The organism is Limnohabitans sp. TEGF005 (assembly GCF_055394835.1).
Genome location: NZ_AP029226.1, coordinates 2,252,885 through 2,276,873 on the forward strand (window position 1 = coordinate 2,252,885; position 23,989 = coordinate 2,276,873).

The following is a 23,989-nucleotide window of genomic DNA, read 5'->3' on the forward strand; positions in this document are numbered from 1 at the left end:
TGCTTATTCGACGATGAACAAAGGCTGACCGTATTCAACCGCCTGGCCGTTTTCGCACAGGATTTGCGTCACAGTGCCGGCCTTGTCGGATTCGATCTCATTGAGAATTTTCATGGCTTCGATGATGCACAAAGTGTCACCCTCCTTGACCACTGAGCCGATCTGGATGAAGGGCGCAGCACCAGGGCTGGAAGAGCGATAGAACGTGCCGACCATGGGCGATTTGACGGGGTGACCGGCTGGCGCGGCAGGCAGCTCTGCAGGCGCAGCAGCAGCGACGGGTGCCGCCATCATGGCCACCGGTGCCGCTTGTTGCATCACCATGGGAGCAGCAACACCCATGCTTTTGACAATACGAACCTTGCCTTCGGCTTCGGTGATTTCGAGTTCCGAGACATTGGAATCCGATACCAAGTCAATCAGTGTTTTCAGTTTGCGCAAATCCATAGATCCTCCATTGCTGTAAGCACATGTAATGGATCGAATTTACACCAATTTTCATCAAAACGGCTCAAAACTGCACCTATTCAGCGCCACTGAAGCTTTAATTCACAAAAATTCGCTCGAATTGTTCGTCAAAACCACGGCCAAACAAGCCGCTGCCGAGGTCAAGCAGCAGCAGCGCGCCATTGAACCAAGTCATCTTGCGACAGCTGCCCCATCTTTTGTCGCCAAATACTGCCATCTGCCTTGAAAAATACCGTAAACGGCAACCCACCCGCAGCATTGCCCAATGATTTGGACAGATCGGTCCCCGCAAGACCGGCCATGGCGATGGGGAAGCCCAACGGCTGGCGCACCAAAAAGCGGCGCACAGCACTGGGCTGGTCGATGGCCACCGCGACCACTTGATGACCGTTGGCAGCATGTTCACGCCAAAAAGCGTCAATCATGGGCAACTCATCGATGCAAGGGGGGCACCAAGTGGCCCAAAAGTTCAGCAACAACGGCTTCCCCTTGAATTCGGCCATTCCCAGCATCTCTCCCGATGGGGTTTCAAACTGCTGTGCCCAAAACGGGTGGATCGCCGGGTCAGAAACCGCTTGAGGCGCGTAACGCCACATGGCCAGCCCAGCGCCGGCCACGGCAGCCGCTGCACCAGCACCTAAAACCAGGTTGCGCCTCGAAGCGCCAAAGCTTTGATTGTTCATGTACAAATTGTCATTCATGCTGCCAAGAGCCGCTTCAATGACGCCAAATCCCCTCTGGGCGAGCGGCCTTGGGCATCAGGCAACAGAGCACCGCGCAGATCGTCCAGGTCGTAAATGCGCAGGTGCACCCCCACGTCTTCGTTCAAAGCTTCACAAAAACTGTGCATGCTCAGCACATCCACATCGTCCCCGTGCAGACCACGGACCGTCTGGACTTCGTAGCGCTCGTTCCGGTTAATCAACGCGATTTCGGCCGACTTAGGGTCATCACAAAACAAGGCCAAGTCGATGTCACACAAACGCGTGGCCCAGCCTTGCCACACCGCACCACCCAAATGCGGGCGAAACTCGGCCAGTCGCTGCATCCAGACATGCGCCAATTCGCGCAAAGCCTGCAACTCCCCAGGTTGTGTGTCGGCGCAAAACAGGGCGATGTAGTCGCGCACCTCGGCCTCGACCACATCATTCGTTGGCAAGGCGGTGCGGCTGGGCAAGCCCAGCTCTTTGAGTGCTCGGTGCTTGGCCGGGCCAAAGGCCAAGCCTTCTTCGACCACCATACGAGCAGCGGTGGCAGCGATTTCAAGAGCGACATCGTTCATGAGCGTCGATTGTGCCCGTGTGAATGCGAGGCTCGGGTGGCTGCCCCCTAAAATCCCCCTATGCATATTCATATTCTGGGCATTTGTGGCACCTTCATGGGTGGTTTGGCAGCACTGGCACGCGAAGCCGGTCATCGGGTCACGGGCTGTGACGCAGGCGTTTACCCGCCCATGAGCGACCAACTTCGGGCCTTGGGAATCGACCTGATCGAAGGCTTTGGCGTTGATCAGATGAACCTCAAGCCCGACATGTACGTGATTGGCAACGTCGTCAGCCGTGCTCGCTTAGGCGATGGCAACCCCAAATTTCCTCTGATGGAAGCCATTCTGGAGACTGGCGCCCCCTACACCAGCGGCCCGCAATGGCTGGCCGAGCACGTGCTGCAAGGCAAGCATGTGCTGGCGGTGGCGGGAACCCACGGTAAAACCACCACCACCTCGATGCTGGCATGGGTGTTGGAGCAAGCTGGACTGCAACCGGGCTTTCTGGTGGGTGGCGTGCCACTCAACTTCGGCGTCTCGGCGCGGCTCGGTGGTGGAAAGTATTTCGTCATAGAAGCAGACGAATACGATACGGCATTTTTCGACAAGCGCAGCAAGTTCGTGCACTACCGCCCGCGCACCGCGATCCTGAACAACCTGGAGTTTGATCACGCCGACATCTTTGATAACCTGGCCGCCATCGAGCGTCAGTTCCACCACCTGGTGCGCACCGTGCCCGGCTCGGGCCGCGTGGTCGTCAACGGGTTGGAAGAAAGCCTGACCCGCGTGCTGGCGCAAGGCTGCTGGAGCGAAGTACGCACGTTTGGCTCAACCGTCAGCGACTTTGTTGCCGAAGGAGAACCGTCGGATTTCAATGTGCTTCAAGCCGGAAAAACGGTGGCCGATGTGCAATGGACCATCGGCGGTCTGCACAACCAACTCAACGCACTGGCCACCATCGCCGCAGCCGAGCATGTGGGCGTGAGCCCCGCCACAGCGGCGCAAGCACTGGCCACGTTTGAAAATGTCAAACGCCGCATGGAAGTGCGCGGCACCGTCCCATTTGAAGGAGGTGGCATCACCGTCTATGACGACTTTGCCCACCACCCCACCGCCATTCGCACCACCGTCAATGGCCTGCGCCGCCAGGTGGGCAAGGCCCGGATCCTGGCGATTTTCGAGCCACGCAGCAACACGATGAAGCTTGGCACCATGAAAGCCCAACTGCCCTGGAGCCTGGAAGAAGCCGACCTGGCCTTTTGCCATTCGGGTGGGCTGGACTGGGATGCCCAAGCCACCCTCGCGTCCATGGGCTCGAGAGCGCAAGTGGGCGCCAACATTGATGAGGTGATTGCCCAAGTGCTGGCGCAAGTGCAGCCCGGCGACCATTTGCTGTGCATGAGCAATGGCGGGTTTGGCGGCATTCATGCCAAGTTGCTGCAAGCCCTGCAAGCCCTGCAAACCCACTGAACCGCCGGGTCTTTCGCGGGAGCAAGCCCCCGCTCGCGAAGGTCAGCGGGCGCGCCGAACCTTCACCGCATCCGACAGCACTTGCAGCACGCCTTCGCTGTCGTCCCAGCCGATGCAGGCGTCGGTGATGCTCTGGCCGTAGGTCAGTTTCGACACATCGTCCTTGCCGGGGGTGAACTTCTGGGCGCCGTCCACCAAATGGCTCTCGACCATGACGCCAAACACCTGGCGTGAGCCGCCGCTGATCTGCACCGCGATGTCTTTGGCCACGTCGATCTGACGCTCGTGTTTTTTGCTGCTGTTGGCATGGCTGCAGTCCACCATCAAGGTGGCCGGCAGCTTGGCCGCTTCGAGCTCCTTGCACGCAGCTGCAACGCTTTCGGCATCGTAGTTGGGGGCCTTACCGCCCCGCAAAATCACATGGCAATCTTTGTTGCCCTGCGTCTGCACGATGGCGACCTGGCCGTTTTTGTGGACCGACAAAAAGTGGTGCCCACGCGCTGCAGCCTGGATCGCGTCGGTCGCGATTTTGATGTTGCCGTCCGTTCCATTTTTGAAGCCGATGGGGGCCGACAAACCCGAAGCCAGCTCGCGGTGCACTTGACTTTCCGTCGTGCGCGCACCGATAGCACCCCAACTGATGAGGTCGCCGATGTACTGAGGCGAGATCACATCCAGAAACTCACTGCCTGCGGGCAGGCCCTGGCGATTGATCTCGATCAGCAACTGGCGTGCGATGCGCAGGCCTTCGTCGATGCGGTAGCTCTCGTCGAGGTAGGGGTCGTTGATCAGCCCCTTCCAGCCCACGGTGGTGCGGGGTTTTTCGAAGTACACGCGCATCACGATTTCGAGCGTGTCGGCGTATTTTTCACGCAAGGGCTTCAGGCGGCGGGCGTAGTCAAGTGCCGCCGCCGGATCGTGGATGGAGCAAGGGCCGATGATGACCAGCAAGCGATCGTCCTTGCCGTGCACGATGTTGGCGATCGATTGGCGGGTTTTGGAAATCAGGGTTTCCGTGGCGGTGCCGGCAATCGGGAAAAACCGAATCAAATGTTCGGGCGGTGGGAGCACGGTGATGTCCTTGATGCGTTCGTCGTCGGTCTGGCCGGTGCGGTCAACAGCATTCGGATACCCAGCGTCTGGGGCTGCGGTTTTGGCGTTCATCGTGGACTCCTCAGATTGAAAAAAACAGGTGAAAAAAAACCGCCGGGCTTTGAGGCTCCGGCGGTATGTATCGAGATGTTCGGGTGCTTATGCGCTCGCCTCTCGTCCGCCGGGGACTGAGAACCAAAAATAAAAAAAGTAAAAGGCGATGCGCGAAGACATGGGTTCAATGTAGCACAGCTGAATGACGGTTTCTGACAAGCGGGCACAGGGACAAACCCCGAACCCGCCAAGCGACATCAGCTCAGGCCCATGCTCAGGCCGTGCCACCGACGGTCAAGCCGTCGATGCGTAAAGTCGGCTGACCCACGCCCACTGGCACGCTCTGGCCCTCTTTGCCACAGGTGCCCACACCCGAGTCGAGCTTCATGTCGTTGCCGATCATGCTGATCTTCTTGAGCGATTCGGGTCCGCTGCCGATCAAGGTGGCGCCTTTGACAGGATATTGAATCTTGCCGTTTTCCACCCAGTAAGCCTGGCTGGCCGAAAACACGAACTTGCCACTGGTGATGTCCACCTGCCCGCCCGCAAAGTTGGTGGCGTACAGGCCTTTTTTGATGCTGGCCACGATTTCTTCGGGGGTTTTGTCGCCGCCCAGCATGTAGGTGTTGGTCATGCGTGGCATAGGCACATGGGCGTAGCTTTCGCGGCGGCCGTTGCCCGTGGGCTTGACGCCCATCAGTCGGGCGTTCATCGAATCCTGGATGTAGCCGCGCAGGATGCCATCTTCGATCAGCACGTTCTTTTGGCTGGCATGGCCCTCGTCGTCCACATTCAGCGAGCCACGACGGTCGGCCATTGTGCCGTCGTCCAGCACCGTCACGCCCTTGGCCGCCACGCGCTGGCCAATGCGGCCGCTGAAGGCGCTAGAGCCTTTGCGGTTGAAGTCGCCTTCCAGACCGTGGCCCACAGCTTCGTGCAGCAGCACGCCAGGCCAACCATTGCCCAGCACCACCGTCATCTCACCTGCAGGCGCAGGACGGGCCTCGAGGTTGATGAGCGCGGCCGACACGGCTTCTTGAACGTAGCTCTCGACCATGGCATCGTCAAAGTAAGCCAGGCCAAAGCGACCGCCACCGCCAGCACTGCCCACTTCACGGCGGCCGTTTTGCTCGGCAATGACCGTGACCGAGAGGCGAATCAAGGGACGCACATCGGCGGCCAGTGTGCCGTCGGCACGGGCGACCATGACCACGTCGTACTCGGTGGCCAAGCCCGCCATGACCTGCACCACACGGGGATCTTTGGCGCGGGCCATTTTCTCGACACGACCGAGCAGATTGACCTTGGCCGTGCTGTCCAGCGTGGACATCGGGTCCAGCGAAGGGTAGAGCGAACGGCTGGCAGAGATTTTGCGGGCAGGCACCTTGATGCGCTTGTTTTGCGTGGCCTGCGCGATGGTGCGCACGGTCAGCGCAGCGTCCATCAAGGAGGCTTCGGAAATGTCGTCCGAGTAGGCAAACGCGGTTTTTTCGCATGACACAGCCCGCACACCCACGCCTTGGTCGATGCTGAAGCTGCCGGTTTTGACGATGCCCTCTTCCAGGCTCCAGCCTTCGGAGCGGGTGTACTGAAAATACAAGTCAGCGTCATCGACCTGGTGCGCCTTGATGGCGGCCAGCGCCCGGCTCAGGTGGGTTTCATCCAAGCCAAAGGGTTCGAGCAAAAGGGCCCTGGCAGTGGCCAGGCGTTCGATGGTAGGTTCGCGTGAAATCATGGGAAGCATTGTAGGCACTGAGCAAACCCCTTGCCTGCGTGCTCTTTAGTGGCTTGCGCTTGAGCCACGTCGTACAGCGCCCCAGGAGGCGTCGCTTGCATCAAACGACGCATGAAGCCGGGGTACTCATGTGAAATGGAGGTGCAACACACAGACGGTTATGGGACACGCTGACTAAATGGGGGCTGGCATTCACCACCCTAGGAGATTTTCATGGCCAAGATCCCACGTGTCGGACTCATCATGGCACTGCTCGCCAGCGCCCCCGCTTTCGCCAACCTCGCGCTCGTTCAGGAAAAACAGTGTCTGCAATGCCATGCCGTCGACAAAGACATGATCGGCCCCTCGTTCAAGCGCATTGCCTTTCGCTGGAACGGCAACTCGGTGGCAGAAAAGATGCTGACCACCACCATCCTGTATGGCACACAGCAAGGCGGTCAGCACTGGGGTTCCACCACCTCCATGCCGAACGGCTGGGAGCGCCCCGTGGTCAGCCAAGCGGAAGCCCAAAAAATCTTCGTGTGGATCATGGGCCAGTGATCCCCGCAACATGGGGCCGTGCTGGTCGCCTCCGCTGCGTGGCTCAGGTCTGCACCAACTGTTTGGCGCGCGCAATCGACATCAAGATGCCCAAGGCCAAACCCAGGGTGACCATGGCCGTGCCGCCATAGCTGATGAAGGGCAATGGCACGCCCACCACCGGCAAGATGCCGCTGACCATGCCCATGTTCACAAAAGCATAGGTGAAGAAAATCATGGCCATGCTGCCCGCCAGCAAACGGCTGAACAGCGTGGGCGCCTCGGCCGCGATAACCAGCGCCCGATAGACCAAAAAGAAGAACCAGAAAATCAGGAACAAGCCGCCGACGAACCCAAACTCTTCGCCATACGCGGCGAAAATGAAGTCGGTGGTGCGCTCTGGAATGAACTCCAGGTGCGTCTGCGTGCCCTGCATGAAGCCCTTGCCCCAAAATCCGCCTGAGCCGATGGCGATCATGCCCTGAATGATGTGAAAACCCTTGCCCAAGGGGTCACGCGTGGGGTCAAGCAAGGTGCAAACGCGCTGCCGCTGGTACTCGTGCAACACCTGCCAGTCCACACCATCGGCGCACAAGGTGGGCTCCATGGCCACCAGCACCACCACCCCGACCAAGCCCAAGACCACAGGCGGCAAGATCCAGCGCCATTGCAGTCCGGCAAAAAAAATCACAGCCAAGCCCGCCGCCAACACCAACAAAGAGGTGCCCAAATCAGGTTGCTTCATGATCAAGCCGACCGGAACCCCCAAGATGAGCAAGGCCACGGCGAAATCCGAGGGCCGAAGTTGCCCTTCGCGTTTTTGAAACCAGGTGGCCAGCATCAAGGGCAAGGCGATTTTTAGAATTTCGCTCGGCTGGATCACCACCCCCAGATTGACCCAGCGCCGAGCCCCTTTTTTGGTGATGCCAAAAATGGCCACCGCCACCAGCAAAACCACCCCGACGGTGTAAATAGGCACAGCCCAGGCCATGAGTTTTTGCGGCGGCATTTGGGCCACCACAAACATGATGCCCCCCGCCAGCAGCATGTTGCGGCCATGATCCACAAAACGGGTGCCATGGTCGAAACCCGACGAGAACATGATCAACAAGCCGGCGCAGGCGAGCATGAACACGGCGAACGCCAAAGGGCCGTCAAAGCCCTTGAGCAGATAGCGCGCACGCTGAAACAGCGTCGGTTTGTGAATGACGGAACCCATGGCGCGGATTATCTCAGGCTGAATTTAAAAATGGGCCAGGCCATCAGGTCAATGACTTCGCCCGCTGCGGAACATGCCATGGGTTTTGCGATTGAGCACGCCTTGGGCGGCCAGTTTGTTCATGGACGGACTGGCGTGCGCATGCGTGATGGCCATGCCCAAAGCATCGGCGGCATCCTGGCGCGGCACCACTGGCAGCTGCAGCAAGCGCTTGACCATTTCCTGAACCTGCGATTTGGCGGCACGCCCGTGACCTGTCACCGACTGCTTCATTTGCAAGGCCGTGTATTCGGCAACCGGCAGGTCGCAAGACACCAAAGCCGTGACACAACAACCCCGTGCCTGACCCAAGAGCAAGGTCGCTTGCGGGTTGATGTTGACAAACACAATCTCGACCGACGCCACATCGGGCTGGTAACGGGCGTGAATTTCGCGGATGCCGTCGTAAATCACCTTCAGGCGGGCGGGCAGGTTGCCCATTTCCTCGCGAGTGGTCTCGATCACGCCGCTGGCCACGTACTGCAAGCGCGAGCCTGTCATGTCCAGCACCCCGAACCCGGTGGTCTGCAAGCCAGGGTCGATGCCCAAAATACGCAGGGTTTGGGGTGCAGGGGTGGTCAAGGTGCTCATGGCAACACCACGTCACCCATGCGGGCCATGATGGTTTCGGCCCGACTGGCCAGATAGGCTGATTGCGCGCGCTGCTCAAAATAACGAGGGCGGGGCAACATGACCGCCAAACGAGCGGCCTCCCAGTCGCTCAGACGGGCGGCGCTTTTTCTGAAGTAATGCTGCGCGGCCGCTTCGGCCCCAAAAACCCCCTCCCCCCACTCCACGCTGTTGAGGTAAATCTCCAGAATGCGCTGCTTGGACAGGAAGGTCTCCAAGGTCAGGGTGATCAGCATCTCTTGGCCCTTGCGCAACAAGGTGCGCTCGCCAGACAAAAAGAGGTTTTTGGCCAATTGCTGGGTGATGGTCGAGCCGCCCACAATTTTGACGTGAGGTGTCTTGGCATCGGGTCGGCGCTGGGCACGTTGCTCGGCCACGGCTTTGGCCTTGGCGTTTTTTTCCCAGGCTTTTTCCAGAGACTCCCACCAAACACCGCCGTGTTGCGAGAAAACGCTGTCTTCCGAGGCGATCACCGCCCGCTGCAAGCTGGGGGATATGCTTTTTCGGTCGACCCATTCCTGCCGCCAAGGCAGTCGGCTTTGCCGGGTCACAATTTGCCAGACCTGCGAGCGTTCAAAGCTGGTGGATTGAGGCGACAACACCGCCATGCTGGCAATGCGCAACGCAAAAAACACCTGCAAAGCCAAGCAAGCCAGCAAAACCAGCACACACCAACGTCCGAAAGCGCGCATCAATGTCCTTTGTCTGAATGGTCTAAAAAAGAGGGCAAACGGGTCATGGCTGCCGGGGTTGTGCGGCCAACATGCGCGTTTCCAGGCTGCCATCTTTGGAGAACTGAAAACGTGTGACCACCACAATCTGATCGGCCTGCCGCCGCATGTTAGCGCTGAACGCATCAAATGGCGCGGCACTGCGCACAATCGCTACGGCCCGCTGGTCCAGCAAAGGCTGACCAGAGGTCTTGACCACCTCGGTCTGGACCAGTCGCCCACGGCCATCGACCGTGATCACCATGCTCAATTGCCCGTAGAGTTTTTGCCCGCCCACCTGCGGAAAATTGAGGGTGCCACGCGTTTCGATGGTGCGCCGTAATTTGTCGTAATAAAGGGCGTAAACCGCTTCTTGGGTGGCTGGGCTGATGTACCGCTTGCGGGGGCCGCCTTGGGTTTTTTCCACCCGAGGTTCGATCTGGGCCAATTGCCGGGTCAATTGCTGCCGGCGCTCTTGTCTGGCCTGACGCTCAGGTGCCTGGGCATCTTCGCCCGTATTTTCCTGAGTCAAGGCCGACAACTCTTGCTGAAGCTGGGTCAACAAGCGCATTTGCTGCAGCTTGAGCGCTTCAATCTGGCGCTGCATGGCCCCGATGTCGGTGCCCGATTCGTTGACGGCCGAAGGTGGCAAAGGGGTGCTGGCCCGTTGCAAGCCAGGCGCTTGACCGCCACCCGACAGCCGCACCTGGGCAATGGCCTGCGCCCGCTCGGGGAGGCTGTCGCTGCGGGCGTTCACCAAAACCACCTCCAGCGACGTGTCTTCAAACACGCGATTGAAACTGACCGGATCAGCGAAGCGCCAAGCAATCAGCACCGCATGAAGCAGCACCGAAAACCCGATGGCCCACCACAAGGTGTGGCGGGTAAACGCCCGTTTCAGACGCGAGACAAGCCCTGTTTCAAAGGGCTGAATCTCGTCAAGCGCCATCGCTTTGCGTGCTGTCGTTCAGATCGACTGCGATGGTGAGTGGGCCTGCGGCCATGGCTTCGTCTTCTTCTGCCTCGTCGCTCTCTTGGTCTGCCGACACCACAGGCGCATCCAGGTGCGCGGTCACCGTGCCATTGACATCCAGTGCCATCAAGTCGACCTGCCCCAATTTGACGCGCACACGCGCACCGCGCATCAAACCCTGGGCGCCCATCACACTGAACATCAGCGGCAAACTGTCAGCCCGCACCAACCAGCTGCCGCCACCCATCTCCTTGACCAAGCTGGCTTCCAGCTCTTCAATGCCCTGCTGCTCGACATGGCGCAACGTCCAGTAACGCTCCATGCTCGACTGCACGCTGTTGTAGGCGCTGTAGGCCGCGTCAAAGCCGCTGATGATGGAGAACAACTCGGCATCTTTCGGCTTGAAGGGCGCGGCCAAGGCCGCGGTTGCGCCGTGGCGCGCGCACGCGATGATTTGCCACTGGTTGACCAAGTCGGTGTAGCGGCGCAGGGGCGATGTGCTCCAGGCATAGCTGGGCACGCCAATACCGGCATGCGGCAAGGCCTTGGTGCCCATGCGCACCTTCACGCCAGGCGCCATGCTGGCCTGGCTGCGATAAATACCGGGCACGCCAAAACTGGCCATCCACTGGCCCCAAGTGCTGTTGGCCAAAATCATGGCCTCGGCCACCATCAGATCGAGCGGCGCACCGCGCTGGCGCACACCGATCAACACCGTCTCTTCGCCCGTGGGTGGCACGTCGTTGCTGGGTCGGTCCAACTTGAAGCTGTAATCTGGTCGGTTGAAGCTCTCGGGCTTGCCGCGCACCACCTCTCGTCGGGCTTTCAGGGTTTGGGCCAGACGCCAGTAAAACGCCAACGTGGGGCGGTCCACCGGCAAATCGGCGGGCGTTTCAGCCTCGGCACTTTCCAGCCACTCTCGGGTGATGGTTTGGTCAAGCTGGTCGTGGCGCAAGTTGGCCAGAATGGACACCCGCTCCACGCGCGTTTCAGTCTTCAGCACTTCCAGATCGGCTTCACTGAAGGTCACATACAAAGACACCGCGGGGCAATCACGGCCTTCGATCAGGGTGTAGGCCTGCACCACGCTATCGGGCAACATGGTGATCTTGTAGCCCGGCATGTACACCGTGGACAAACGCTGACGCCCCAACTGGTCGATGGCGCTGCCTGGCGTCAAGGCCAGGCCGGGCGCGGCAATGTGAATGCCCACCGTGACGGTGCCGGTACCCAAGCCTTGCAAGGACAAAGCATCGTCGATTTCTGTGGTGTGTGAATCGTCGATCGAAAAAGCCTGCACCGGCGCCAGCGGCAATTCGTCGTGGATGGCCGGAGCCTGCAAAGCCGGAAATCCCGTGCCTTTGGGGAAAAGGTCGAACAAGAAACGCTGCCAATGAAAATCCCAGGCCGAAGCGATGGCCCCAGCGTTTTGCAACAAGTCCAAAGGCGCTGTCTGGCTGGCTTTGCTGGCCTCAACCACGGCTTTGTATTCGGGCGTGTTTTTGTCGGGACGGAACAGGATTTTGTACAGCTGTTCGCGGATCGGGGCCGGGCACACGCCGGCCACCAACTCGGCTGACCAAGCCTCGATCTGCGCTTGAAGCTGCTTCTTTTTCTCGATCGCGAGCAAGGCCTGTTGCACGATTTCGGCCGGCGCTTTGCGGTAACGGCCTTTGCCACCACGGCGAAAATAATGCGGCGCTTCATGCAGGCGCAGCAAGGCGGCCACCTGGTGCACCGTGCTGGCACCCTCGCTGAAGTAATCTTTGGCCAGATCGGCAAAACCGAATTCCTCGTCCGAGGCAAATTCGTAGGCCAGCTCCAGCTCAATGCTTTGGCTCAGGACAGCTGCTTCGCTCAGCAACGCAGCGGGACTTGGTTTTTCAAACTTGAGCAGCATTTGCGCTGCCTTGACTTTGACCCGTTTGCCCGAATCGAGCTCCACCTGAGCGGAGGCCTCGGCTTCGGACAGGATGCGTCCGGCCATGAATTTGCCGGCTTCTTCAAATAATGCGTACATGGGCCGATTTTCCCATGCGCTGCCGCCTTGACAGGGGCCGGGCCTCAGGCCAGGTGAAGAAATTCCAAGATTTCTGGCAGGACATCGTCAAAATCACTCAGCGCGTGATCACTGCCCTCCAACAGGCGCACTTGGCCCGATGCGTGCCGGGCCAGCATTTCGCGCCAATCCAGCACCTCATCCCCCTTGGCGATCACCGCCAGGCTTGAGGGTGGATGGCTCGAGTCGATCGGGGTCAGGGCCTCCAGATCGACCAATTCCTGTACGTGCGTCGCCTCAAAAAATATTTTTTGCGCGGGATCGTGCCATGCAGGGTGTTCGCCAATGTGGCGGGCCAAATCACGCGACGGATACACAGCCGGATTGAGCAACACAGCCGGGCAGCCCAGCTGCCGGGCCAGAACAGCCGCATAAAACCCACCAAGTGAGGAGCCGATGATCGCCATGTGCTGGCGCGGCCACGCCGACACGCCCGACAGCACCATGGCCATGGCCTGCCGGGGAGAAGCTGGCAACGACGGGCACCACCAAGTCACGTCAGGGTGCTGGTTTTGCACGATCTCCGCCATTTTTCGGGCCTTCATCGACTGGGGCGATGAGCGAAAACCGTGCAGGTAAAGCAGGTGCGTGGTGCGGGTCATGGCCAAACCAGACAAAACGCCATGATCCAGGTCAATTTGGCGCGTGCGTTAAGCCGGCTCACCAGGCAGGCTGCAGTGCAGCAAAGCCTCGTGGCGCTTCGCTGGGCCGATCAAAGCTCACGATGTCATAAGCATCAGGCTGGGCCAGCAAGGCCCGCAGAAGCTGGTTGTTCATGGCATGACCGGAACGGAATGCGCTGTACGAGGCCAACAACGGTTTGCCCAAAATGTACAAATCGCCCATCGCGTCGAGGATCTTGTGTTTGACGAACTCGTCGTCGTAGCGCAAACCGTCCGAATTGAGCACCCGGTAATCGTCCATCACGATGGCGTTGTCCAAGCCGCCCCCCAAAGCCAGTCCGTTGGCACGCAACATTTCCACATCTTTGGTGAAGCCAAAAGTACGGGCGCGGGCAATGTCACGGGCGTACACACCTTCGGACATGTCAAACACCACCTGCTGTCCGGTCGAGTCCACGGCAGGGTGTCGGAAATCGATCTCGAAGCTCAGCTTGTAGCCGTGGTAGGGCGTCAAACGCGCCCACTTGATGTTTTGGCCCTCGCCCTCAGACACTTCCACAGGCTTGAGCACGCGCACAAAGCGCTTGGGAGCCTGTTGCTCGACCACGCCTGCGCTTTGCAGCAAGAAGACGAACGAAGAAGCCGAACCATCCAGGATGGGCACCTCTTCGGCCGTGATGTCGACATACAAGTTGTCAATCCCCAAACCGGCACAGGCCGACATCAGGTGCTCGACCGTCAAGACCTTGGCCTGACCTGCCGAAATGGTGGAGGCCAGGCGGGTGTCGGTCACCGCCTCAGCGTTGACGGGAATATCGACCGGCTCAGGCAGGTCGATCCGGCGAAACACAATGCCGGTGTCGGGGGCTGCGGGACGCAGGGTCAGCTCGACACGCTGGCCGCTGTGCAAACCCACGCCGACGGCTTTGGTCAAGGTTTTGAGGGTGCGTTGAGCGAGCATGGAATTATTTTAATTGCATGGGGTTGTGTGGTGCTGACAAGGCATTGAACTTGGCGCTTAGGGCCGACTTTGCCAACACACCAGTCCCGGTGTGCTCTCCGGGGCTGGCGGGCGATATTGAGGCGCGAAGCGACGACGAGCCCGACGGCCCCGGGGAACATACCGGGACGGACCATACCCAAAGCCATTTCCAAAGCTCTGCCACCCACTCGTTTGAACTCAAGCAAAAAGAGGCCTGACAGGCAAGCACCCGTCAGGCCCCAAAGCACCTGAAATAACCGTCAGATCTGCAGATCAGTCTGCTTGCTTGCGCAAGAAAGCGGGGATCTCGATGTCGTCCATGCCAGCGTTGGCCATGCCATCAACTCGGGCCGCCGCATGCGTGCGGTTGCTGCGCCAGATGGCGGGTGTGTTCATGCCACTGGCAGACAACGTCGATGGGGTGTTCAACGAAGGTGCTACGGCGTCATGTCCACCCATGGCGAAAGGCATGTTGTCGGTACCTGTGCGCAACACTTGCAGGGGAGGCGCTGTGCGGCGTGCACCGGCTTTGGACAGGCCCGTGGCCACAACGGTCACGCGGATCTCGTCGCCCAGGCTTTCGTCGTAGGCTGTGCCGTAAATCACATGGGCGTTTTCCGAAGCGTAAGCGCGGATGGTGTTCATCGCCTGCTTGGACTCGGACAACTTCAAAGACCCCTTGGCGGCACTGATCAACACCAGCACGCCCTTGGCACCCGACAAGTCCACACCTTCGAGCAGCGGGCAAGCCACGGCTTGCTCGGCCGCGATGCGGGCGCGATCCGGGCCGCTGGCTGCAGCTGTGCCCATCATGGCTTTGCCTGGCTCACCCATCACGGTACGCACGTCTTCAAAGTCGACGTTCACATGGCCGGGCACGTTGATGATCTCGGCAATGCCGCCAACAGCGTTTTTCAACACATCGTTGGCGTGGGCAAAAGCCTCGTCTTGTGTCATGTCTTCGCCGCCGGGCAATTCCAGCAGTTTTTCGTTCAACACCACGATCAGCGAATCGACATTGGCTTCAAGTTCCTGCATGCCGATATCGGCATTGGACATGCGACGACCGCCTTCAAATTCAAACGGCTTGGTCACCACACCCACCGTCAAAATGCCCATCTCTTTGGCAATGCGAGCGATCACAGGTGCTGCGCCCGTGCCCGTACCGCCACCCATGCCTGCGGTGATGAACAACATGTGCGCGCCTTCGATGGCGGCACGGATGTCGGCTTCGGCGCTCTCAGCGGCTTCGCGACCTTTTTCGGGCTTGCTCCCAGCGCCCAGACCGGTTTGACCCAGTTGGATGAAGCGGTGTGCCGCACTGCGCGCAAGTGCTTGCGCATCGGTGTTGGCGCAGACGAATTCAACGCCTTGGACTTGGCGCTCGATCATGTGCTCGACAGCGTTACCGCCGCCGCCGCCGACACCGATCACTTTGATTTGGGTGCCTTGGTTGAATTCTTCGGTTTGGATCATTTCGATGGTCATGGTGCTACTCCTGAGATTGTTTGCAGTTGCTTGGATTTTCTAAATACGTTTTTTTGTTCGGGAAAGGGGTGTCAACATCGACACGGTCGGCATGTCGGTGGGCTGCCTCTGGCCTGAAAGCGTTTTTTCCAGTTCATCAGAAGTTCCCCACGATGAAGTCTTTGAATCGGCCAAAAGCGTTGTTCACCGAACTCTTCTTTTGTGTGACTTTGTAGCCGCGCAGACGGGCCAAGCGGGCTTCTTCGAGCAAGCCCATCACGGTGGCTGCGCGGGGCTGGCTGACCATGTCGGCCAAGCCACCTGCATATTTGGGCAGGCCACGGCGCACAGGTTTGAGAAAAATATCTTCGCCCAACTCGACCATGCCCGGCATGACCGCGCTGCCGCCCGTGAGCACGATGCCCGAGGACAGCACTTCTTCGTAACCCGACTCGCGGATGACTTGGTGCACCAACGAGAAAATTTCTTCGATGCGCGGCTCAATCACGCCGGCCAGCGCCTGGCGACTCAGCATGCGCGGACCCCGGTCACCCAGACCAGGCACTTCGACTTGCGCATCCGGATCGGCCAGCAACTGCTTGGCATAACCGCTTTCAACCTTGATGTCTTCGGCATCTTTGGTGGGGGTGCGCAGGGCCATGGCGATGTCGCTGGTGATCAGGTCTCCGGCAATCGGGATCACCGCGGTGTGGCGGATCGAGCCGTTGGCAAAGATGGCCACATCGGTGGTGCCCGCGCCAATGTCCACACACACCACGCCCAATTCACGCTCGTCTTCGGACAACACGGCCAAGCTCGACGATTGCGGGTTGAGCAGCAACTGGTCGACCTCAAGGCCACAGCGGCGCACACATTTGATGATGTTTTCCGCCGCGCTTTGTGCGCCCGTCACGATGTGCACCTTGGCTTCCAAGCGCATGCCGCTCATGCCAATGGGCTCTTTGACTTCCTGACCGTCGATCACGAACTCTTGAGGGGCCACCAACAACAAGCGCTGGTCGGTCGAGATGTTGATGGCACGGGCCGTTTCCATCACGCGAGCCACATCGGCCTGGGTGACTTCCTTGTCCTTGATGGCCACCATGCCACTGGAGTTGATGCCGCGAATGTGGCTGCCCGTGATGCCCACGTTCACGCGGGTGATCTTGCAGTCAGCCATCAGCTCGGCTTCTTTGAGCGCCTGCTGGATGCTTTGCACCGTGGCGTCGATGTTGACCACCACGCCGCGCTTGAGGCCATTGCCCGGCGCGATCCCCAAGCCAGCGATTTTGAGTCCGCCATCGAGCATCACTTCGGCCACCACTGCCATCACTTTGGAGGTGCCAATGTCCAAGCCCACGACCAAATCTTTGTATTCTTTTGCCATTTGAATCACCGTTTCCGTTTCATTCTTTTGTCTTGATCACTCAAGGCTTTTTGGGACCCACTGCTTCCAGCGTGGTCACACCACGCAAGCGCAAGGCATAACCATCTTTGTGCCGCAAATCCGCCCCCGCCAGGGAGGTCGGCGTGCGCCCATAACGGGCCGTCACCTGCGAGAGCGTTTTGAAAAACAATTTCAACTGAGCTGTTATTTCCGCTTCAGTTCCCCGTCCCAACTCCAGCAGTGCGCCACCGTCTGTCAGCACCCGCCAGCTGCCTCGTGGCGTCAGCTCAAGCTGTTCAATGCCCATGTCCATGGCCTCAAAAATCGGCAACAAATGACGGTACATTTGCACCACCATCTGCGACTGCGCATCCGGACCTTTCAGACGCGGCAAGTGCTCCACATCCACGTCTTCCACATTCGCCTCAAACACGCGGCTCTGCTGGTTCACCATCTTGTTGGTGCCCTCATCGCCCCAAAGCGCCATGGGCTGGTGCTCGACCAGAACCGTCCTCAAGCTGTTTGGAAAATCCCGGTGCACCACAGCACCCCGAACCCAAGGAACGGCCTCAAAAGCTTCGCGTGTGCGTTTCAGATCGATGGTGAAAAAGTTGCCGCTCAATTGCGACATCACATTGGCCCGCAAGGTCACCGCGTTGTTGCGCGTGACCTCGCCCTGCACGGTGATCGCCTGGATCGCAAACACCGGGTGTCGCAACAACCACCAGGCCCCGCCCCCGAGAATCAGCAAGACGAACGCCATCACCAGCAAGGCTGCTGTCATGTTCATCAGCCGGATATCCAGCGGCAATGGCAGTGTGGGTTTCACCCGCGAGCCTCCTGCACATGGTCCAACGAAGCCGCAGCCAGCAACTGGCAGCACAAGGCTTCGTAGCTGAGGCCCGCCGCCTTGGCGGACATGGGCACCAAAGAATGACCGGTCATGCCCGGCGAGGTGTTGATCTCCAGCAGGTAGGGCTGGCGCGTTGCCGCGTCAATCATCACGTCGATGCGGCCCCAACCCCGGCAAGCCAACACCCGGTAAGCCTTGACAACCAAGGCCTCGATCGCAGCCTCTTCCGAAGCGGGCAAACCCGAGGGCACCAGGTACTGGGTGTCGTCGGTGAAGTATTTGTTCTGGTAGTCGTAATTGCCTGCAGGGGCCACGATGCGAATCACCGGCAAAGCGCGGCTGCTGTCGCCTTCGCCCAAGACCGGGCAGGTGACTTCGTCGCCCACAATGCATTGCTCGCACAGGATGTCAGCATCGCATTGCGCTGCCGCCGCCAATGCCGCAGGCAAGTCCTGGATTTTCTCAACCTTGCTCACCCCAATCGACGAGCCTTCGCGTGCAGGCTTCACGATCATGGGCAAGCCCAAGGCCTGGATAAGGCCATCCATCGACACGCTGCCCAGCTGCTCACGGCGTACCAGCACATAGTTGGGGGTGGGCAAGCCTTCGGCCAGCCAAACGCGCTTGGTCATGGTCTTGTCCATGGCAATGCTGGATGCCATCACGCCAGAACCTGTGTAGGGAATGCCCAGCAGCTCAAGAGCACCTTGCACCGTGCCGTCTTCACCATAACGGCCATGCAAAGCAATAAAACAACGGTCAAAGCCTTCGCGCTTGAGCTCGCTCAGGTCTCGCTCAGCGGGATCAAACGCATGGGCATTCACACCCGAAGCCCGCAGAGCCTGCAACACGCCCTGGCCCGACATCAGGGACACTTCGCGCTCGGCGGAGCGGCCTCCCATCAGAACGGCGACCTTGCCTAAATTTAAAACGCTCATGCGGCACCTCCCAACTCAACCACCTTGGCAGGCACCGCACCGATTGAGCCGGCACCCATGCAAATCACGACGTCGCCATCGCGGGCGTTGCTCAGTACCGCTTGCGGCATGTCGGCAATCGCATCGACGAATACGGGTTCCACCTTGCCCGCCACGCGCAGGGCTCGGGCCAGGGATCGCCCGTCCGCGGCCACGATCGGAGCTTCACCTGCAGCGTAGACCTCGGACAACAAGACGCTGTCGCAACCCTGACCAATGACTTTCACGAAATCTTCAAAGCAATCGCGGGTGCGGCTGTAACGGTGCGGCTGAAACGCCAACACCAAGCGACGACCCGGGAACGCGCCACGGGCTGCTGACAGCGTCGCGGCCATCTCGACCGGGTGATGGCCGTAGTCATCGATCACGGTGAAATGCCCTGCACCACCGGGCACAGCCACATCGCCATAACGCTGAAAACGACGACCCACACCTTTGAAGCCTGCCAGTGCACGCTGCACGGCCGCATCATCGACACCCAACTCCACCGCCACGGCCACAGCGGCCAGCGCGTTGAGCACGTTGTGGTTGCCGGGCAAGTTCAGTACCAGAGGCAGGTCGGGCAGGATCACGCCGTTGCGCCTTTGCACCGTGAAGTGCATCTGGCCATGCTCGGCACGCACATCCACAGCACGCACTTGGGCACCTTCGTTCAAACCATAGGTCGTCACGGGCCTGGCGATGTCGTTCACGATCGACTGCACGCCAGGATCGTCCGAACACACAATTGCGGTGCCATAAAAAGGCATACGGTGCAAAAACTCGACAAACGCCGCTTTGAGCCTGGCCAGATCATGGCCATAAGTCTCCATGTGGTCGGCATCGATGTTGGTCACCACGGCCATCACGGGCAACAAGTTCAAGAACGACGCATCGGACTCATCGGCTTCCACCACGATGTAGTCACCTGTGCCCAACTTGGCATTGGCGCCCGCGCTGTTCAAGCGGCCTCCGATCACAAAGGTCGGGTCCAGACCCGCTTCGGCCAGCACGCTCGCAACCAGACTGGTGGTGGTGGTTTTGCCGTGCGTGCCCGCAATGGCCACGCCTTGCTTCATGCGCATCAGCTCGGCCAGCATCACGGCGCGGGGCACGATAGGGATGTGACGCTCACGGGCTGCCAGCACTTCGGGGTTGTCGGCTTTCACGGCAGTGGAAGTGACCACGGCGTCGGCATCCTTGACGTTGTCGGCCGTGTGACCCACATGCGTTTCGATGCCCAAATCCGCCAAGCGGCGCAGCGTGACGCTGTCCGACAAGTCCGAACCCGAGATCTGGTAGCCGAGGTTCAACAGCACTTCGGCGATGCCGCTCATGCCCGAGCCGCCCACACCGATGAAATGGATTTTTCGAATGGCGTGTTTCATGCTGCCAACTCCTCACAAGCCATCACAACCTCCCGAGTGGCATTCGTTTTTTTCTGTTCGTACGCTTTTTCAGCACAGGCCAACAAGCTCTCGCGACTCAGTCCGGCCAATCGGTCGGCCAGCGCCTGCGCTGTCAACTCAGCCTGCGGCACCAGCCAGCCACCACCTTGCGCGACCAAAAACTGCGCATTGGTGGTTTGGTGGTCGTCCACCGCAAACGGGAACGGCACAAACAAGGCCGCAGCACCCACAGCCGCTATTTCAGTCACCGTGCTGGCACCTGCGCGGCAGATCACCAGATCGGCTTGGGCAAACGCCGTGGCCGTGTCGTCGATGAACGGCGTCAAGTCAGCTTGCACCCCCGCTGCCGCGTAGTTGACACGCAGCGCCTCGATTTGTTTGGCCCCGCTTTGGTGGGTCACCACAGGGCGCGTTGCGGCAGGCAACAAAGCCAAGGCTTGCGGCACGATGTCGTTCAAGGCCTTGGCCCCCAAGCTGCCGCCCACCACCAGAACCCGCAAAGGGCCGGTTCGCCCGACAAAGCGTTGGGCTGGGCTGGCTTGCTCAGTAAACGCCCGGCGCAGTGGATTGCCCACCCATTGACCCGTTTTGAAAACACCGGGGAAAGCGGTGAACACGCGATCGGCCACCTGCGCCAACACTTTGTTGGCCAGGCCTGCCACTGAATTTTGTTCGTGCAGCACAACAGGCTTACCCCACAGGCTGGCCATCAGGCCGCCCGGAAATGTGATGTAGCCGCCCAGGCCCAGCACCACATCAGGCTGCACACGGCGCACCACCTGCAGGCTTTGCCAGAACGCACGCAACAGTTTGAAAGGCAGCACGGCCAGTGTCTTGAGGCCTTTGCCACGCACGCCGCCAAAGTCAACGGCCTCAAACGCAAAACCACGCGGCGACACCAACTGGCTTTCCATGCTGTGAGGTGCGCCCAACCAGTGCACGCGCCAGCCTGCATCTCGCAAAGCCTCGGCCACAGCCAAGCCCGGAAAGATGTGCCCCCCGGTGCCGCCCGCCATGACCAATGCGCATTTGGTGCTCATGAGCGCCCTCCACGCATCATCTGTTTGTTCTCTGCGTCGATGCGCAACACCACCGCCACGGCGATCAGATTCATCATGATGGCCGAGCCGCCGTAACTCATCAGGGGCAAGGTCAAACCCTTGGTGGGCAAAGCGCCCAGGTTCACGCCCATGTTGATAAAGGCCTGAAAGCCGATCCAGATGCCCACACCTTGCGCCACCAGGCCAGAGAAAACCTTGTCCAAGGCGATGGCCTGACGACCAATGACCATGATGCGGCGGCTGAGCCACAAAAACAGGAAAATCACCAAGGACACGCCCACCAAACCGAACTCTTCACCGATCACGGCCAACAAGAAATCGGTGTGCGCCTCGGGCAACCAGTGCAGTTTCTCCACACTCCCGCCCAAGCCCACACCCCACACTTCGCCGCGTCCGATGGCGATCAAGGAATGCGATAACTGGTAGCCCTTGCCCAAAGCGTGCTCGGCACTGAAGGGGTCCAGATAGGCAAAAATACGCTCCCTGCGCCAAGGCGATGCGGCGATCATCACCATAAAGGCGCCCACCAGAACAGCAAAGATCAGGAAGAACATGCGGGCATTGACGCCGCCCAAAAACAAGATGCCCATGGCAATGATGGCGATCACCATGAAGGCCCCCATGTCCGGTTCGGCCAGCAAAAATACACCGGCCAGTGCGACGGCAGCCCCCATGGGCAACACAGCGCGGAAGAACCGCTCTTTCACATCCATCTTGCGCACCATGTAATCGGCCGCATAAATGATGGTGGCGAACTTTGCCAACTCGGAAGGCTGAAAGTTCATGATGCCAAAGGATATCCAGCGCCGCGCACCGTTAACGCCTTTGCCAATGAAAGGGATCAGCACCATGGCCAACAACACAAGAGCGATCACAAACAAAGGCCTGGCCACTTTTTCCCAGGTTTCTGTGGGCACCTGAAAGGCCAACAAAGCCATGACGCTGCCCACCAACATGGAGATCACATGCCGGGTCAAGAAATGGGTCTGCGCGTAACGCGCAAAACGGGGGTTGTCCGGCATGGCAATCGACGCCGAATACACCATCACCATGCCCCACATGAGCAAGGCGACGACCACCCAAACCAATGCCTGGTCCACGCTTTGCAAGCGGGTCGAGGACCCAGAGGCCGTGCGGGCAAAGTCGTAGCTGCCCAGATTCACCGGCAAACCCTGTGAACTGGCACCTTGTCCGCTCACACGACCTGTGAAAAGGCTGGCCATGCGCGCCATACCGGCTTGCATGCGCTGACTGAATGACAAGACTTCGCTCACAGTCCGCCCTCCATCGTCACACCAGCCGCTTCGGCCAAGCGGGCCACAGCCTGACAAAAGACCTCGGCACGGTGGCCATAGTGGTCAAACATGTCAAAACTTGCACAAGCAGGGGACATCAACACAGCATCACCGCTTTGTGCCATCGCCGCCGCTTGCGCCACGGCATCGGCCATGTCTGCGGCATCGTGCAAGGGCACGCCAAGGTCTTGCAGTGCTTCGCGAATGCGCGGGGCATCACGCCCGATCAGCACCACGCCACGGGCAAAACGCGTGACAGGATCGGCCAAGGGCCCAAAGTCTTGGCCTTTGCCATCGCCACCCAGAATCACCACCACTCGGCGGTCAGCGCCCAGGCCTTGCAGGGCGGCCACGGTGGCCCCCACGTTGGTGCCTTTGCTGTCGTCAAAATACTCTACCTCGCCCACGATGGCCACAGGCTCCACGCGGTGCGGCTCACCCCGGTATTCGCGCAGGCCGTACAACATGGGGCCCAAAGCACAGCCCGCACTACCGGCCAAGGCCAAGGCAGCGAGTGCATTGACGGCGTTGTGCCGTCCGCGAATGCGCAAAGCATCTGCGGGCATGAGCCGTTGAATGTGCAGCTCTTCGGCTTCGTCTTTGCGACGGCGACGCGTTTCGTCAGCTTCCAGCGCACGCACCAACCAGGTCATGCCGTTCATCACTTCAATGCCAAAGTCACCGGGACGCTGGGGCATGTCACCCCCAAAGGTCACACAAGCACGCTCTACTGGCTTTTGCAGTTTCACGCGCACAGGGGCGGGCCGCATGGCCATGACTTGCGGGTCTTCGCGGTTGAGCACCATCAAAGCTTGTGCCCCAAAAATACGGGCCTTGGCGGCGGCATACGCCGCCATGGAGCCATGCCAGTCGAGGTGATCCTGCGAGATGTTCAACACCGTAGCCGCGGTCGGCTCGAATCCGTCGCTGCTGTCGAGCTGGAAGCTGGACAACTCCAGCACCCAGACTTGCGGCAAGGCCTGCGCCATGGGGTGAACGGCGACAGGGGCAACGGGGGCCATCGGCAGCAGCGGAGCCTCTTCGTCGTCATCCGCGGCGGCCGGATCGTGCGGCTCGTCCTGGACCACTTCGATCACCTCTTGGCTGACTGGCTCAGGGGCATGCAATGGCGACTGGGCGTCGGACTGGGATGTCAGCTCGGCCAGCCGTTCTGCCTCGTGTGCATCGGCTTGCTGATCGACCCACAACTGGGCTTGCGCCATGGCTTCGGTCAGCGTGTCGAGCAGTGTGGGGCCAATATTGCCCGCCACTTTCACCGTCTTGCCGGCACGCGCCACCAACTGCCCGGTCAGCGATGTGACCGTGGTCTTGCCGTTGGTACCGGTAATTGCCAGCACCTGTGGGGCATAGCCAAAGCGGTCCTTCAAATCCTGCAAACCCGCTGCGAACAAACTCAGCTCACCGCCTTGCCACAGGCCCATGGCTTGAGCCGCGTCGACCACCGGGGCCACCACTTCAGGGGTCAAACCCGGGCTGCGAAACACGGCACGAACCGAAGTGCCTTCAACCAAACTGCCCACAAATGGACCGGCCACAAATCGAACAGCTGGCCACTCGGCCTGCAAAGCGGCCAGCTGGGGTGGCGTCTCGCGGGTGTCGGCCACGGTCACGTCTGCCCCGGCATGGGCGCACCAACGGGCCATCGCCAGGCCCGAAGCACCCAAACCGAGAATCAGAACGTGTTGACCTTGGAGCTGCATGGC

General features: G+C 60.0%; 22 protein-coding genes. 2 read left to right on the forward strand and 20 right to left on the reverse strand.

Going from position 1 to position 23,989, the window contains the following annotated elements; genetic code table 11:
• Positions 1 to 3: 3 nt before the first annotated feature.
• From accB to ACZ5RG_RS10910, 3 genes are all read right to left on the reverse strand, one after another.
• On the reverse strand, positions 4 to 447 hold the full coding sequence (accB, locus tag ACZ5RG_RS10900; protein WP_298597052.1) for an acetyl-CoA carboxylase biotin carboxyl carrier protein: 444 nt from the start codon (positions 445 to 447) through the stop codon (positions 4 to 6).
• Between the two features lie 161 nt (positions 448 to 608).
• Positions 609 to 1,169, reverse strand: coding sequence for a TlpA disulfide reductase family protein (locus ACZ5RG_RS10905; protein WP_464447036.1), 561 nt, complete (start codon positions 1,167 to 1,169; stop codon positions 609 to 611).
• Positions 1,166 to 1,750: a hypothetical protein gene (locus ACZ5RG_RS10910; RefSeq protein WP_464447037.1), complete on the reverse strand. Its 585-nt coding sequence runs from the start codon at positions 1,748 to 1,750 to the stop codon at positions 1,166 to 1,168. The genes ACZ5RG_RS10905 and ACZ5RG_RS10910 overlap by 4 nt, the downstream gene beginning before the upstream one ends.
• Before the next feature lie 60 nt (positions 1,751 to 1,810).
• Here ACZ5RG_RS10910 and mpl point away from each other — a divergent pair, with 60 nt between their 5' ends.
• Positions 1,811 to 3,202, forward strand: coding sequence for a UDP-N-acetylmuramate:L-alanyl-gamma-D-glutamyl-meso-diaminopimelate ligase (gene mpl, locus ACZ5RG_RS10915; RefSeq protein WP_298597062.1), 1,392 nt, complete (start codon positions 1,811 to 1,813; stop codon positions 3,200 to 3,202).
• A gap of 42 nt (positions 3,203 to 3,244) precedes the next feature.
• Here mpl and ACZ5RG_RS10920 read toward each other — a convergent pair whose 3' ends face one another.
• Together ACZ5RG_RS10920 and tldD are read right to left on the reverse strand one after the other, a co-directional pair.
• The gene (locus tag ACZ5RG_RS10920; protein WP_464447038.1) at positions 3,245 to 4,366 is read right to left on the reverse strand and encodes a 3-deoxy-7-phosphoheptulonate synthase; all 1,122 of its coding nucleotides are present in this window, start codon (positions 4,364 to 4,366) and stop codon (positions 3,245 to 3,247) included.
• 256 nt (positions 4,367 to 4,622) lie between these two features.
• The gene (tldD, locus tag ACZ5RG_RS10925; RefSeq protein ID WP_464447039.1) at positions 4,623 to 6,083 is read right to left on the reverse strand and encodes a metalloprotease TldD; all 1,461 of its coding nucleotides are present in this window, start codon (positions 6,081 to 6,083) and stop codon (positions 4,623 to 4,625) included.
• A 213-nt stretch (positions 6,084 to 6,296) separates the two neighbouring features.
• Here tldD and ACZ5RG_RS10930 point away from each other — a divergent pair, with 213 nt between their 5' ends.
• A complete protein-coding gene (locus ACZ5RG_RS10930) occupies positions 6,297 to 6,623 on the forward strand; it encodes a c-type cytochrome (protein WP_298603317.1) in 327 nt (108 codons plus the stop codon).
• Positions 6,624 to 6,666: 43 nt separating this feature from the next.
• Here the strand turns inward: ACZ5RG_RS10930 and rodA are convergent, their stop codons facing one another.
• The 15 genes from rodA to murD form a co-directional block, all read right to left on the reverse strand.
• Positions 6,667 to 7,821 (reverse strand): rod shape-determining protein RodA, encoded by a 1,155-nt coding sequence (gene rodA / locus ACZ5RG_RS10935; RefSeq protein WP_464447040.1) that lies wholly within the window; start codon positions 7,819 to 7,821, stop codon positions 6,667 to 6,669.
• A 48-nt stretch (positions 7,822 to 7,869) separates the two neighbouring features.
• Positions 7,870 to 8,418, reverse strand: coding sequence for a crossover junction endodeoxyribonuclease RuvC (ruvC, locus tag ACZ5RG_RS10940; RefSeq protein WP_026036691.1), 549 nt, complete (start codon positions 8,416 to 8,418; stop codon positions 7,870 to 7,872).
• Between the two features lie 29 nt (positions 8,419 to 8,447).
• The gene (gene mtgA, locus ACZ5RG_RS10945) at positions 8,448 to 9,182 is read right to left on the reverse strand and encodes a monofunctional biosynthetic peptidoglycan transglycosylase (protein ID WP_298603321.1); all 735 of its coding nucleotides are present in this window, start codon (positions 9,180 to 9,182) and stop codon (positions 8,448 to 8,450) included.
• Between the two features lie 43 nt (positions 9,183 to 9,225).
• The gene (locus ACZ5RG_RS10950; protein WP_298603323.1) at positions 9,226 to 10,149 is read right to left on the reverse strand and encodes an energy transducer TonB; all 924 of its coding nucleotides are present in this window, start codon (positions 10,147 to 10,149) and stop codon (positions 9,226 to 9,228) included.
• Positions 10,139 to 12,193, reverse strand: coding sequence for a ribonuclease catalytic domain-containing protein (locus tag ACZ5RG_RS10955; protein ID WP_315135298.1), 2,055 nt, complete (start codon positions 12,191 to 12,193; stop codon positions 10,139 to 10,141). The genes ACZ5RG_RS10950 and ACZ5RG_RS10955 overlap by 11 nt, the downstream gene beginning before the upstream one ends.
• Positions 12,194 to 12,237: 44 nt before the next feature.
• Positions 12,238 to 12,834 carry a YqiA/YcfP family alpha/beta fold hydrolase gene (locus ACZ5RG_RS10960; RefSeq protein ID WP_315135296.1) on the reverse strand — a complete coding sequence of 199 codons (597 nt, stop codon included), beginning with the start codon at positions 12,832 to 12,834 and terminating at the stop codon, positions 12,238 to 12,240.
• Positions 12,835 to 12,892: 58 nt separating this feature from the next.
• Positions 12,893 to 13,816, reverse strand: a complete 924-nt coding sequence (gene lpxC, locus ACZ5RG_RS10965; protein WP_298596384.1) for a UDP-3-O-acyl-N-acetylglucosamine deacetylase — start codon at positions 13,814 to 13,816, stop codon at positions 12,893 to 12,895.
• 294 nt (positions 13,817 to 14,110) lie between these two features.
• Complete coding sequence (gene ftsZ, locus ACZ5RG_RS10970; RefSeq protein WP_315135292.1) at positions 14,111 to 15,325, reverse strand: cell division protein FtsZ; 1,215 nt, start codon at positions 15,323 to 15,325, stop codon at positions 14,111 to 14,113.
• Positions 15,326 to 15,461: 136 nt separating this feature from the next.
• Positions 15,462 to 16,691: a cell division protein FtsA gene (ftsA, locus tag ACZ5RG_RS10975; protein ID WP_464447041.1), complete on the reverse strand. Its 1,230-nt coding sequence runs from the start codon at positions 16,689 to 16,691 to the stop codon at positions 15,462 to 15,464.
• Between the two features lie 40 nt (positions 16,692 to 16,731).
• Complete coding sequence (locus tag ACZ5RG_RS10980; protein WP_464447042.1) at positions 16,732 to 17,481, reverse strand: cell division protein FtsQ/DivIB; 750 nt, start codon at positions 17,479 to 17,481, stop codon at positions 16,732 to 16,734.
• A gap of 35 nt (positions 17,482 to 17,516) precedes the next feature.
• Positions 17,517 to 18,482 (reverse strand): D-alanine--D-alanine ligase, encoded by a 966-nt coding sequence (locus ACZ5RG_RS10985; protein WP_464447043.1) that lies wholly within the window; start codon positions 18,480 to 18,482, stop codon positions 17,517 to 17,519.
• Positions 18,479 to 19,888 carry a UDP-N-acetylmuramate--L-alanine ligase gene (murC, locus tag ACZ5RG_RS10990; RefSeq protein ID WP_298600662.1) on the reverse strand — a complete coding sequence of 470 codons (1,410 nt, stop codon included), beginning with the start codon at positions 19,886 to 19,888 and terminating at the stop codon, positions 18,479 to 18,481. Before murC ends, ACZ5RG_RS10985 begins: the two co-directional genes overlap by 4 nt.
• Positions 19,885 to 20,949, reverse strand: a complete 1,065-nt coding sequence (gene murG, locus ACZ5RG_RS10995; RefSeq protein WP_312260082.1) for an undecaprenyldiphospho-muramoylpentapeptide beta-N-acetylglucosaminyltransferase — start codon at positions 20,947 to 20,949, stop codon at positions 19,885 to 19,887. The genes murC and murG overlap by 4 nt, the downstream gene beginning before the upstream one ends.
• Positions 20,946 to 22,202, reverse strand: a complete 1,257-nt coding sequence (ftsW, locus tag ACZ5RG_RS11000) for a putative lipid II flippase FtsW (RefSeq protein WP_409418241.1) — start codon at positions 22,200 to 22,202, stop codon at positions 20,946 to 20,948. The genes murG and ftsW overlap by 4 nt, the downstream gene beginning before the upstream one ends.
• A gap of 38 nt (positions 22,203 to 22,240) precedes the next feature.
• Positions 22,241 to 23,986, reverse strand: coding sequence for a UDP-N-acetylmuramoyl-L-alanine--D-glutamate ligase (murD, locus tag ACZ5RG_RS11005; RefSeq protein ID WP_464447044.1), 1,746 nt, complete (start codon positions 23,984 to 23,986; stop codon positions 22,241 to 22,243).
• Positions 23,987 to 23,989: the final 3 nt, after the last annotated feature.